At 42.5% G+C, this 12,575-nt stretch carries 13 protein-coding genes and 1 pseudogene; 9 read left to right on the top strand and 5 right to left on the bottom strand.

Going from position 1 to position 12,575, the window contains the following annotated elements:
* The first annotated feature begins 2 nt into the window (after nucleotides 1–2).
* The 8 genes from Q0R88_RS12140 (at nucleotide 3) to Q0R88_RS12105 (ending at nucleotide 8,776) form a co-directional block, all read left to right on the top strand.
* On the top strand, nucleotides 3–992 hold the full coding sequence (locus Q0R88_RS12140) for a beta-ketoacyl-ACP synthase III (RefSeq protein WP_295716415.1): 990 nt from the start codon (nucleotides 3–5) through the stop codon (nucleotides 990–992).
* A 257-nt stretch (nucleotides 993–1,249) separates the two neighbouring features.
* Entirely contained in the window at nucleotides 1,250–1,717 is a 468-nt protein-coding gene (gene accB / locus Q0R88_RS12135) for an acetyl-CoA carboxylase biotin carboxyl carrier protein (RefSeq protein ID WP_295716413.1), read from the top strand.
* A 141-nt stretch (nucleotides 1,718–1,858) separates the two neighbouring features.
* The gene (gene accC, locus Q0R88_RS12130) at nucleotides 1,859–3,193 is read left to right on the top strand and encodes an acetyl-CoA carboxylase biotin carboxylase subunit (protein ID WP_295716412.1); all 1,335 of its coding nucleotides are present in this window, start codon (nucleotides 1,859–1,861) and stop codon (nucleotides 3,191–3,193) included.
* A 76-nt stretch (nucleotides 3,194–3,269) separates the two neighbouring features.
* The gene (gene tatC / locus Q0R88_RS12125) at nucleotides 3,270–4,133 is read left to right on the top strand and encodes a twin-arginine translocase subunit TatC (RefSeq protein ID WP_295716410.1); all 864 of its coding nucleotides are present in this window, start codon (nucleotides 3,270–3,272) and stop codon (nucleotides 4,131–4,133) included.
* A 213-nt stretch (nucleotides 4,134–4,346) separates the two neighbouring features.
* On the top strand, nucleotides 4,347–5,627 hold the full coding sequence (locus tag Q0R88_RS12120; protein WP_295716409.1) for a replication-associated recombination protein A: 1,281 nt from the start codon (nucleotides 4,347–4,349) through the stop codon (nucleotides 5,625–5,627).
* Nucleotides 5,628–5,946: 319 nt separating this feature from the next.
* Nucleotides 5,947–7,422 carry a DUF5687 family protein gene (locus Q0R88_RS12115; protein ID WP_295716408.1) on the top strand — a complete coding sequence of 492 codons (1,476 nt, stop codon included), beginning with the start codon at nucleotides 5,947–5,949 and terminating at the stop codon, nucleotides 7,420–7,422.
* A gap of 2 nt (nucleotides 7,423–7,424) precedes the next feature.
* The gene (locus Q0R88_RS12110; protein ID WP_295716407.1) at nucleotides 7,425–8,180 is read left to right on the top strand and encodes an ABC transporter ATP-binding protein; all 756 of its coding nucleotides are present in this window, start codon (nucleotides 7,425–7,427) and stop codon (nucleotides 8,178–8,180) included.
* Nucleotides 8,181–8,317: 137 nt separating this feature from the next.
* Nucleotides 8,318–8,776 carry a nuclear transport factor 2 family protein gene (locus Q0R88_RS12105; RefSeq protein WP_295716406.1) on the top strand — a complete coding sequence of 153 codons (459 nt, stop codon included), beginning with the start codon at nucleotides 8,318–8,320 and terminating at the stop codon, nucleotides 8,774–8,776.
* Here the strand turns inward: Q0R88_RS12105 and Q0R88_RS12100 are convergent, their stop codons facing one another.
* The 5 genes from Q0R88_RS12100 to Q0R88_RS12080 all read right to left on the bottom strand — a co-directional run bounded on the left by Q0R88_RS12100 (nucleotide 8,777) and on the right by Q0R88_RS12080 (nucleotide 11,801).
* The gene (locus Q0R88_RS12100) at nucleotides 8,777–9,328 is read right to left on the bottom strand and encodes an NUDIX hydrolase (RefSeq protein WP_295716404.1); all 552 of its coding nucleotides are present in this window, start codon (nucleotides 9,326–9,328) and stop codon (nucleotides 8,777–8,779) included.
* Entirely contained in the window at nucleotides 9,321–9,725 is a 405-nt protein-coding gene (locus tag Q0R88_RS12095) for a hypothetical protein (protein WP_295716403.1), read from the bottom strand. The genes Q0R88_RS12100 and Q0R88_RS12095 overlap by 8 nt, the downstream gene beginning before the upstream one ends.
* A 142-nt stretch (nucleotides 9,726–9,867) precedes the next feature.
* The gene (locus Q0R88_RS12090) at nucleotides 9,868–10,656 is read right to left on the bottom strand and encodes a TPM domain-containing protein (RefSeq protein ID WP_295716402.1); all 789 of its coding nucleotides are present in this window, start codon (nucleotides 10,654–10,656) and stop codon (nucleotides 9,868–9,870) included.
* Between the two features lie 13 nt (nucleotides 10,657–10,669).
* The gene (locus Q0R88_RS12085) at nucleotides 10,670–11,104 is read right to left on the bottom strand and encodes a TPM domain-containing protein (protein WP_295716401.1); all 435 of its coding nucleotides are present in this window, start codon (nucleotides 11,102–11,104) and stop codon (nucleotides 10,670–10,672) included.
* 118 nt (nucleotides 11,105–11,222) lie between these two features.
* Entirely contained in the window at nucleotides 11,223–11,801 is a 579-nt protein-coding gene (locus Q0R88_RS12080; RefSeq protein WP_295716400.1) for a LemA family protein, read from the bottom strand.
* A 164-nt stretch (nucleotides 11,802–11,965) separates the two neighbouring features.
* Between Q0R88_RS12080 and Q0R88_RS12075 the strand changes: the two are divergent.
* Nucleotides 11,966–12,575, top strand: a pseudogene (locus tag Q0R88_RS12075) (glycoside hydrolase family 92 protein); the annotation flags it as partial.

The following is a 12,575-nucleotide window of genomic DNA, read 5'->3' as shown; positions in this document are numbered from 1 at the left end:
AGATGAGTAAAATTCATGCCGCTATTACTGCTGTACATGGTTACGTGCCCGACTATGTGTTAACCAACCAGGAACTGGAAACATTGGTTGATACTAATGACGAGTGGATTGTTAGCCGTACTGGCATTAAGGAGCGCCGTATATTAAAGGGCGAAGGTTTGGGTACATCTGATCTGGCAGTACCCGCCGTGCAGGCGTTGTTAAAAAAACGCGGCATCGGTGCCGAGGAAATCGACCTTATCATTTTTTGCACCACTACACCCGATTATGTTTTCCCGGCCACGGCCAATATTTTAGCTAATAAAATAGGCGCTAAAAATGCCTGGGGATATGATCTTTCTGCCGCATGCTCGGGCTTTATATTTGGCCTTGCAACCGGTTCACAGTTTATTGAAAGCGGAAAGCATAAAAAAGTATTGGTAGTTGGCGGCGATAAAATGTCATCAATAACCAATTACCAGGATCGTGCTACCTGCATTATTTTTGGCGATGGCTGCGGTGCAGTTTTGCTTGAACCCAATGACGAAGGTAACGGGATCATGGATTCCATATTAAAAAGCGATGGCTCCGGCGTTGCTTACCTGCACCAAAAAGCAGGCGGCTCTATAAAACCTGCATCACATGAAACTGTTGATGCCCGTGAGCACTATGCTTACCAGGAAGGCCAGGCTGTTTTCAAATTTGCTGTTACTAACATGGCCGATGTAGCTCATGAAGTGATGGAGCGCAATAACCTGACTGCCGATGATGTTGCATGGCTGGTGCCACACCAGGCCAACAAGCGCATTATTGATGCTACCGCAAGGCGCACTGGCTTAAGCGATGATAAAGTGATCATCAACATTGAACGTTACGGCAATACCACAAACGGTACCATCCCATTATGCTTATGGGAGTGGGAAAGTAAATTTAAAAAAGGTGATACCCTTATCTTGGCTGCCTTTGGCGGGGGCTTTACATGGGGTAGCATCTATTTAAGGTGGGCGTATTAAATGTGCAAATTTCAGATGTGCTTAGGTGCAGATGGAAAAAAAATGCGGATTTCAGATTTCAAATGTGCAGATGAAAAAAGGGAAGATGCACATGTCAAAAATTTAAAACATCTGCCTGTTATTAAACGTTAATAATACCTAATTGATAAATAATTAAACAAATTTATACATCTGTATTTGCACATCTGTAATCTGCACATTTGCATACATTTGTATAACTTAGATATAACTTTGTCCCCAACCAATTAATCCCAACTATGGATATTAAACAAATTCAGGACCTTATTCGCTTTGTGTCAAAGTCTGGCGTAAACGAAGTGTCAATTGAGCAGAAAGATTTCAAGATCACGATTAAAACCAACGAGACTCAGCCGCAACTTATTCACGCCAGCATCCCGGCGCAAACTGCACCTGCATTGGTAGCTGCCCCGGTTGCAGCCGAGCCAGTGGCACCGGCAGCACCAGTTGGTCCGGATACATCTAAGTATCTTACTATCAAATCGCCAATGATCGGTACTTTTTACCGTTCTGCAAGTCCTGATAAGCCATTGTTTGTAAATGTTGGCGATGAAATTAAAACCGGAAGTGTGGTTTGTATCATTGAAGCCATGAAGCTTTTTAATGAGATCGAATCAGAAATATCCGGCCGTATTGTAAAAGTACTTGTTGATAATTCATCACCTGTAGAGTACGACCAGCCTTTATTTTTAGTAGAACCTATATAACGATGTGCAGATGTGCAGATTTCAGATGTGCAAATGATTTTTAATTCATTTGCACATTTGTGGTTTACATATTCTAACATCATTCATTAGTATTTTTCATCTGCATATTTGCACATTTGTAATTTGCACATCAAAGAAATCATGTTTAAAAAAATATTAATAGCTAACCGGGGCGAAATCGCCTTGCGAATTATCCGTACCTGTAAAGAGATGGGTATTAAAACCGTAGCTGTTTATTCAACTGCCGACCGCGATAGCCTTCATGTACGTTTTGCTGATGAAGCTGTTTGTATAGGCCCCCCACCAAGCCGCGATTCTTACTTAAGTATTCCTAATATCATTTCGGCTGCCGAGCTTACCAACGCGGATGCGATACATCCGGGTTATGGTTTCCTGTCAGAAAATGCGAAATTCTCGGCCATTTGTGCTGATTATGGAATTAAATTCATCGGGGCTACAGCCGATCAGATCAACTCCATGGGCGATAAGGCTTCGGCTAAAGAAACCATGAAAAAAGCAGGCGTACCAATTGTACCCGGTTCTGATGGTTTACTTACTGATATTAAATCGGGCATCGCGATAGCCAATAAAATTGGTTATCCTGTAATATTAAAAGCTACAGCCGGTGGTGGTGGTCGTGGTATGCGTATTGTTTGGAAAGATGAGGAATTTGAGAATGCCTGGGATTCTGCCCGTGCAGAATCTGGCGCTGCCTTTGGTAACGATGGCTTGTATCTTGAAAAATATGTTCAGGATCCGCGCCACATCGAGATCCAGGTAGTGGGCGATCAGTATGGTAAAGTATGCCACTTGTCTGAGCGTGATTGCTCTATTCAGCGCCGTCACCAAAAGCTGGTTGAAGAATCTCCATCACCGTTTATGACCGAAAAACTTCGGAAAAAAATGGGCGAAGCTGCTATTAAAGGCGCGAAAGCCGTAAAATACGAAGGAGCCGGTACAGTAGAGTTTTTGGTTGATAAAGACCGCAATTTCTACTTCATGGAGATGAACACCCGGATCCAGGTAGAGCACCCGGTAACCGAAGAGGTTATCAACTTTGACCTGATCAAAGAGCAGATCAAAGTAGCCTCGGGTATCCCTATCTCCGGTAAAAATTACGAGCCAACAATGCATGCCATTGAGTGCCGTATCAACGCCGAAGATCCTTACAATAATTTCCGCCCTTCACCGGGTAAAATAACCAATTTTCACTCACCGGGTGGTCATGGTGTGCGTATTGATACCCATGTGTATACTGGCTATGTGATACCGCCAAACTATGATTCCATGATAGCAAAAGTAATTTGCTGTGCCCAAACCCGTGATGAGGCTTTATGTACCATGGAGCGCGCTTTAAGCGAGTTTGTTATTGAAGGGGTAAAAACAACCATACCTTTTCACCTGAAATTATTGCAGGATCCAAACTTCCGCGCGGGTAACTTTACTACTAAATTTATGGAAACGTTTGAAATGTAATTTAAATTCAAACTATCTTCATATAATAAAACGTACTTAGCACAATAGCGTTTATACAGCGGTATTTAAATATACAATGAGCGACAATAAATTAATTAAAGCCATAAAAGATAAAGGTAAAACGATGGAGGCAGAAATGTCTTTCTTCGATCACATTGAAGCTTTAAGATGGCATTTGATACGGGCTTCTATAGCCATTGTAGTATTTACCAGTGTTGTGTTTTATTATTACGACTGGATATTTGATACCGTTATCATGGGCCCCAGCAAGCCAACCTTCTGGACGTACCGGATGCTTTGCGCTTTGGGTGATGCCTTGCACCGCCCTGGCTTTTGTATCGATAAAATTAATATCCAGCTTATAAATACGGAGATGGCCGGGCAGTTTACCCTGCAAATTAACTCGTCATTATTAATCGGTATAACTTTAGGCTTCCCTTATTTGTTGTTTGAGTTGTGGCGCTTTATCCGCCCGGCCCTGCATGAAAAGGAACGTAAAGCAGCGTCTGGTTTTGTATTTTATGCAACCGGCCTGTTTATTACAGGGGTTATGTTCGGTTATTATGTAATCACTCCCGAGTCGATAAACTTCTTATCTGGTTATACCGTGAGTGCATCCATCAAAAACTTATTTGATATCGATTCCTACATTTCATCAGTAGCAACATTAACCCTTGCAACAGGCGTAGTATTTGAGTTGCCTATATTGGTTTATGTGCTATCAAGCCTTGGTATACTTACAGCTAAGTTTATGCGCGATACCAGGCGCTATGCCATAGTTGCCATTATGATTGTAGCGGCCGTTGTTACCCCAACGCCAGATATGATGACCATGACCGTGGTAAGTATCCCATTGTTTGTTTTATATGAAGTAGGTATCCTGGTATCGGCAGTGGTTGAAAAAAGAAAATTGAAGAGAGCCGAAGAGGATGGCTTCTAAACGATGTGCAGATGAAGAAGTAATCTGTTTTTAGATAACCAGATAAAAAAAAAACTTATTGGAAGCCCCATCGTTTATTAGCGGTGGGGCTTTTTTTATTGACCCACAATTTGCACATTTGAATGATACAATCCTTAAGTTAATTAGTGTACATATACGTGGCTCTTCATCTGCATATCTGCACATTTAAAATCTGCACATCTAATAAATTACATGACCAATCTCCCCCCTTTAGCCGAACGGATGCGCCCAAAATCCCTCAATGATTATGTAGGGCAAAAACATTTGGTGGGGCCGGGTGCCGTATTGCGCAAGGCTATTGAATCGGGATCGTTGCCATCCATGTTATTTTGGGGGCCACCGGGAGTGGGTAAAACTACGCTGGCCTATATTATTTCGCAATCATTATCTCGTCCGTTCTTTTCACTTAGTGCAATAAATTCGGGGGTGAAAGATGTGCGCGAAGTGATTGAAAAGGCCTCCATATTAAAGGAGCAAGGCGAAATACTTCCCATATTATTTATTGATGAAATTCATCGTTTCTCTAAATCTCAACAGGATTCATTGTTGGGTGCCGTTGAGCGGGGGATAGTTACGCTGATAGGTGCAACTACAGAAAATCCATCCTTCGAGGTGATCTCGGCTTTGTTATCACGATGCCAGGTATACATTTTGAAACCCCTGGAAGAGGAGGATCTGCTGAACCTGCTGGATAAAGCCATGGCGGAAGATGAAGTGCTTAAAGAAAAGCGCATCAATATAAAGGACCATGAAGCGCTGCTTCGTTTATCTGGCGGCGACGCCCGTAAACTGCTCAACATCTTCGAGCTGTTGGTAAACGCCTTTGATAGCCCGGATATAGTTTTAACCGATGAGGTAGTGCTGGAGCATGTACAGCAAAATATGGCGTTGTATGATAAAACCGGCGAGCAGCATTATGATATTATTTCGGCCTTTATCAAATCTATGCGTGGCAGCGATCCCAACGGGGCCGTTTACTGGCTGGCCCGCATGATAATTGGCGGCGAAGACCCGCTGTTTATTGCCCGCCGGATGCTTATCCTGGCGTCTGAAGATATTGGGAACGCTAATCCCAATGCCCTTTTACTGGCACAAAGTTGTTTTGAAGCGGTGAATAAGATTGGTATGCCCGAGTCGCAATTGATATTGTCGCAAACGGCCATCTACCTGGCAACCTCAGCCAAAAGTAATTCGGCCACAACCGCGATTGGTGCGGCAATGGCATTGGTACGCCAAACCGGCGACTTGCCAGTTCCACTGCACTTACGCAATGCGCCCACCAAATTCATGAAAAATATAGGCTACGGTAAAGACTATAAATATGCCCACAGCTATGAGGGCAACTTTACCGACCTCGATTTTTTGCCGGATGCCATCAGGGGTACAAAAATTTACCAGCCAGGTAACAATTCCAAAGAAAACGAATCAAAAGAGAAGTTGAAGAAACTTTGGGGGGATAGGTATAAATATTGAAGCAGAGAGCCAAGAATTAAGAGTCAAGAATCAGGACGGAAATTGGGAAAATCCAGAGACTCTGTAGAAGAAATGAGGTTTTGAAAGGTTTGTCATCCTGAAATGCAGTGAAGGATCTATTCGCAGACTTTACAGTGCGAAGAAGTATGGCGGATAATAGATCCTTCACTGCGTTCAGGATGACAAAAAGGTTTTTTGCAAACACATCCTACCTCGTAGTGACGGAGACAATAAACCCTACTTAATCAATCTTGATTCCTGACTCTTATTTCTTGATTCTGTTTCCTATCTTCAACAAAACATATCTTATCTATAAAACATGGTATCTACCTTTTTCGGTCATGAGTTAAAAGCTTTCTGGCGATCAAAAAATACGGGAAAAAGCATTGCTATACGCGTAGTAATGGGCATTTTAATTCTTTACCTGTTTTTAAATGTACTTGCTATAGGTATCTTTTTAGATAAAATGCTTGAGGCAATGTTTCCTAACGAAGACCTGGTTAAGGCTTTCTGTGGCATCATACTCATTTATTTCCTGTTCGATCTGCTGACGCGGCTGCAGTTGCAGGAGTTACCTACCCTAAGGGTTCAGCCGTATTTACACCTGCCTATAAAAAGAGATTCTTTTGTGCGCTACCTGGCATTAACCGCGGCTTTCTCGGTATTTAATTTGTGGCCTTTCATCTTGTTTTTGCCATTTGTGTTCAAGATAGTTGCCCACGATTCGGGCAGCGTGGTTGCATTAAGCTTTGTTGTAGCTATTGCCGGGCTCACGGTGTTTAACAACTACCTGGCATTGTACATTAAAAGGCGATCGAATCTGAATGGCTGGGTATTTTTGATTTCCGCTGCCGTTTTAGGCCTGATCATCGCCTGCGATTTCAAATGGCACCTGTTTTCGTTCCGCGATATTTCATACGCTTTTTTCGGGCATTTAATTACTATGCCGGCGTTGGCCTTGTTGCCTTTTGTGCTGGCGCTTGTAATGTATTACTTTAACTTTTATTATTTAAAGCAAAACCTTTACCTGGAAGAGCTTACCGCACATAAAATAAAATCATATAAAAGCAGTACGGATATCCCATTCCTGGCGAGGTTTGGCAGCGTTGGCGATTTGGCGGCGAACGAGATTAAACTTATTCTGCGCAATAAACGCCCACGATCGACCCTGATTATGGGATTGTTTTTTATGTTTTATGGGCTCATATTTTATACCAACAACCATTACGGCCAAAGCTGGTACATTTTTGTAGGGATGTTCATGACGGGTATATTCATCATTAATTACGGTCAGTTTATGTTTAGCTGGCAGGCATCCCACTTTGATGGCATATTGGTGAGCAAAATTAACTTTATAGATTTTTTAAAGGCTAAGTATTTGCTGTTTACCATAGTATCAACCGTAGCCTTCTTTTTAACAACACCTTACATTTATTTTGGATGGAAGAGATTACTGGTGCATTTTGTAATGTACCTGTGGAATATCGGCGTTAATACCACAATAGTATTGTTTTTTGCCAATCGTAACGCTAAGCGCATCGATCTGTCAAAAGGGGCGTCATTTAATTGGGAAGGCGTAGGTGCTACGCAAATGCTATTGTCGTTGCCGCTTATATTAACACCTTACATTATTTACATTCCTTTTTCATTATTTAAACAGGACAACATAGGGTTATTAGTATTGGCGTTAACAGGTATAATATTTATACTAACCCGCAACTTTTGGCTGAAAAAGCTGGAAGAAGATTTTATGCAAAAGAGATATCAAATAGCCGAAGGCTTCAGAAATAAATAATCATGATTGAAATAAAGAACCTTAAAAAAATATACAACGGCATTACGGTAGTAGATGTACCGCACCTGGTGATCAATAAGGGCGAAAGCGTAGGCTTGGTTGGTAATAATGGGGCTGGTAAAACTACACTGTTCCGCATGATTCTTGATCTTATCCGCCCGGAAACCGGAGAGGTATTGTCAAATGGTGAAGTTGTAGCCGGTCATGAAAACTGGAAAACCTACACCGCATCATACCTGGATGAGGGTTTTCTGATAGATTACCTTACACCAGAGGAATACCTGTATTTTATCGGCGGTCTGCATCAGCAAAGTAAAGCTATGATAGATGAAGCATTATCAAATCTGGGTGATTTTTTTAACGAAGAAATACTAAAAAAAGGCAAATACATCCGCGACCTATCCAAGGGGAATCAATGCAAGGTGGGCGTGGCATCGTGCCTGCTGCAAAATCCGCAGTTGTTAATGCTGGATGAGCCCTTTGCCAATATTGATCCCAGCACGCAGTTTAGGCTTAAAAATATGCTGAAGGATGCAAATAAAAATAAGGGGATTACCAATATAGTATCCAGCCATGATCTTAACCACATCACCGATATTTGCGACCGGATTCTGTTGATGGAAAAAGGGGTGATCATTAAGGATATCGCTACAAGTTCATCAACCTTAAAAGAGCTGGAAGATTATTTTGGAGTAGGGCAAAGAATAGAAGAGCCGGTGCCCTTTGTTTTAAAGATTGATGAGGAAGAGAATCATTAAGAGGGGCTTTCTTGTAGAGACGCATATTTGCGTCTCCCGCATGCAAATCACACGCGTACAAAATTTATTGGCCCTGTAAAGCGAGAGACGCAAATATGCGTCTCTACAAAAAGAGAAATTGAATTAAACACATAGTTATGAAAAAGATTATCCTGTTCATCTTTATCCTGCTTACATCATTCAAAACCTTTGCCCAACAAACCGATCAGGATGCTGTAAAGCAAACCATCAATACTATGTTTGATGCTATGCGCAAAGGAGATAGCACATTGTTACGATCGACATTTCATAAAAATATCGTTTTCGAGGGCATCTCCAATAAAAAAGACGGAACCGTTGCATTGGATATTGATAACCCCAATGATTTTATTAAATCGGTTGGCACGCCACACAAAGAGATCTACGACGAGCAGATCTCTTTTGGTGATATTAAAATTGATGGCGACATGGCCAGCGTTTGGGCACCTTACAAGTTTTATTTAGGCAAAACCTTTAGCCATTGCGGGGTTGATGTATTTACACTAATGCGTACACCCGCCGGCTGGAAGATTATTTATGTAGTTGATACCCGCCGTAAAGGTAATTGCCCAGAGTAACTACAGCGCCCCCAGTTTCACCATCCCGTAAAATAGACCGGCACAGTGCATAGCCTGTACAACTTTATTTTCCAGGAGTAATTGTTTCACTTCGGGGATGGTGTATTCTTCTACGATTAGCTCCTCGTGCTCATCCAATGATTGTCCCTGGACTTTTTTGCCGCCCTTAGCCAGGTAGGTAAATGTTTGATTATTGGCAGTTGAAGGATTGCCGTACACGGTGCAAAGCAATTCAAAATCATCAAACTGGTAACCGGTTTCTTCCAGCAGTTCACGGCGCAGTCCTTCAACCGGCGATTCATCACCATCAATAACCCCACCCGGAATTTCGAGTGATATGATACCTGCGGCATGGCGGTATTGTTTTACCATAAGCACCATATTATCTTCGGTAATGGCAACTGCGTTAACCCAGTTGCTGTATTCTAAAACATAGTAATCGTCAACAATTTTGCCGCTGGGCATTTCGCAGCGATCAATACGTAGTGTAGCCCATGGACCTTTGTGTATATATTCAGATGAAAGCAGTTTCCAGGTAAGATTTTTACTCATAGTTGTTTTTTATAAATTGATAGATGGAGTTTTGCTTGTTAATATTTTCAAATGAGGAGCTATGGTGCTTTTTCTCCAGCCATTCAAAAATCATTAATATTTTTTGTAGTGAAGCTAAAGTTTCGGGCGAGGGGGTAAATGGCTCGGTATGCATGTATAGTAATTGCGCCAAAGCGTCCAGCTTATCGGCTTTATAATTTCCTTTTAATAGTAAAAGTTCAAAATCTTCGGTAGTTAACGCTAATAATTCATCAAGCTTAATATTAAACTCATTTTGCAGCATAGTATCTGCAAGCTGTATAAATTCATCCGGTTTTGCCTGTTCTTTAAAACCCGCAATACGAGCCATCATGAGTGAAATTTTCTCCAGCTCATTTAAAATAAAGTCTTTACACATTCAAAGGATAATTTGGGCTGGCCATCACTAATTCAAAACTCATTAACTAATTGTCGGCCATCAATAATTGATCAATTCAGCAATTCACTAATTAATCGCCGGCTATCACTAATTCACTAACTCAGCAATTCACTAATTAAAACTACCAGCTGCCGCTTGAACCGCCGCCGCCACCGCTACCGCCGCCGAAGCCGCCAAAACCACCTCCGCCGCCACCTCCGCCAGAGAAACCTCCCCAGTCAGATCCGCTGCTGCGGCCGCTGCCACCAAGAAGGTTACCGGCCAGAAACCACCAGAAGGGACTTGCGCCACCCCTGCGGCCAATAATCTGGCGACCACCACCACCGCCACGGTTGCGGAATACCAATATCAGGATAACTACTATTATAATAATAACAATAAATGCGCTGCCACCGACACTTTTGCCCTGTTCTTCTTTTGGTTCAGCTTTGTATTCGCCTTTCATGTACTTAATGAGGCTATTGGTAGCAGCATCAAGTCCGCCGTAATAATCATCCTGCTTAAAGTGCGGTTTCATATCCTTTTGGATAATCTCCTGCGTAATTATATCCGGTACCGCACCTTCGGCGCCATAACCGGTTTGGATGCTCATTTTGCGATCGCTCATGGCAACCAGCACTAAAATGCCGTTATTCTTCTTTTTTTCGCCGATACCCCATTTGCGCAACAGTTGTACACCGTAGGCATTAATATCATAGTTGCCGGTTGATTTCATTATTACTACGGCTATCTGCGTAGAGGTAGAATCATTAAAGGCAACCAGTTTGTCTTCCAGTTTTTGTTTATCAGCTGCCGATAAGGTATTGGTATAATCGGTAACCAGCGTATTAGATCGCTCAGGAAGTTCCTGGGCAAACGCCACGGCGGTGCAAAGTACCAGGCTGAAAAATATGATGAGTTTTTTAAACATGTGTTTCTTTTGGTTATTCGCCATCCATAAAAGCAATATCATCGGGCAGTTCGTTAATGTCGCCTGCATGGTGAGGGAAATATTTTTGCAATTGCTCGCCTGCTATTTTTAGGCCGGTAACAATGCCTTCAACAATATCACCATATTTAAAATGCTTAAGCATATCCTCCTTGGTCTCATCCCAAAAATTGGGGGGTACAACCTTGTTTATGCCGGCATCGCCAATAATGGCAAACTTACGGTCAACAGTAGCTACGTAAACCAGCACTCCATGACGAAGGGCTGTTTTATGCATATTAAGCTGATAGAAATATTTTGCTGCGCGATCAAGCACATCTTCACTGCACTTTTTTTCAATACAAACCCGTATTTCACCGGTACTGCGATTCTCGGCTTCCTCAATGGCCTTGCGTATCCGCTGCTGTTCTTCTTCGTTAAATACTGCCATTTTTTAATTAGTGATTGAGTGAATGGGTGAATTAGTGAGTGTTTTAATTAGTGAACAGACGAGTGGCGTTGTTGTTGCTCAAATCACTCATTCACTAACCCGCTAATTCACTAATTAGTTAAAACTGAACCTTAGGTGCTTTTTCTGATCCAGGCTCGGCAGTAAAATATCCTTTTTCAGAAAAGCCAAACATTTTAGCAGTGATATTTGCCGGGAATGATCTGATCTTGGTATTGAACTCCTGCACGGCAGTATTAAAATCCTGGCGGGAAACCTGTATGCGGTTCTCTGTCCCTTCTATCTGTGCCTGCAGGCCCAAAAAGTTTTCGTTGGTTTTCAGGGTGGGATAGTTTTCTGTAATAGATAATAACTTGCCCAAAGCCGTACTCAATTCTCCCTGTGCGGCCTGGAATGCTTTTATAGATTCTGGAGTTAATTTAGTAGGATCAACCTGTACCGATGTAGCTTTAGCGCGGGCCTCAACAACGGCGGTAAGTGTGCTTTTTTCAAAGTTGGCCGCACCTTTAACAGTGTTCACCAAATTTGGTATCAGATCGCTGCGGCGTTGATATTGGCTTTGTACGGCGGCCCATTGAGTTTTTACATTTTCATCGAGCTTAACCATACTGTTGTAGCTGCATGAACTTAGGGACATGGCAACCGCAACCACTAATATTACTGATAGTAGCTTTTTCATTGATATTTTGTTTTTTAGATGTGTTTCAGTTAGATAGCAAAACGCATACCGATGTTACAAAAGGTAGGGTTTAATGACATTATGTCAAGGTACAGTTTTTATTACTGTTATGGAAACATTTAAGTGTTATGCCCTATATTTGAGCTCTTAAAACGTTTTATCAATTGATACGGTTCATAACAATGAAGAAGATATTTTACGTTCTTTTAGCTTTTATTGCTTTAGATGCGCAGGCGCAAACCCACCCCTCCGAAAACCTGGTCCAGTATGTACGCCCGATCATTGGCACGCAGCGGATGGGACACGTTTACCCGGGAGCGACGGTACCCTTCGGGATGGTACAGCTGAGTCCCGAAACCGATACGGCAGGCTACGAGCTGAACGGCAAATACAACCCCGATGTATACAAATACTGCGCGGGCTACCAGTATGATGATAAAACGATCGTCGGCTTCAGCCATACCCATTTCAGCGGCACCGGCCACTCCGACCTGGGCGACTTTTTAATCATGCCGACCGTAGGCCAATTAAAACTCAACCCCGGTACGGCCGATAAACCGGGCAGCGGCTACCGCTCCGGCTTTTCGCACCAGAACGAAGTAAGCCACGCCAATTACTATAAAGTAAAGCTGGATGAAAGCAATATCACCGCCGAGATGACTACCACGGCCCGGGTAGGCTTCCACCAATACACCTTTCCCAAATCCGACCAGTCGCATATCGTCCTGGACCTGATGGCGGGGATCTATAACTACCCCGATAAAAACGTGTGGA

The sequence above is a fragment of the Mucilaginibacter sp. genome, from assembly GCF_025362475.1.
GTDB lineage: Bacteria > Bacteroidota > Bacteroidia > Sphingobacteriales > Sphingobacteriaceae > Mucilaginibacter.
This window is presented reverse-complemented; position numbering and strand designations above follow the sequence as displayed.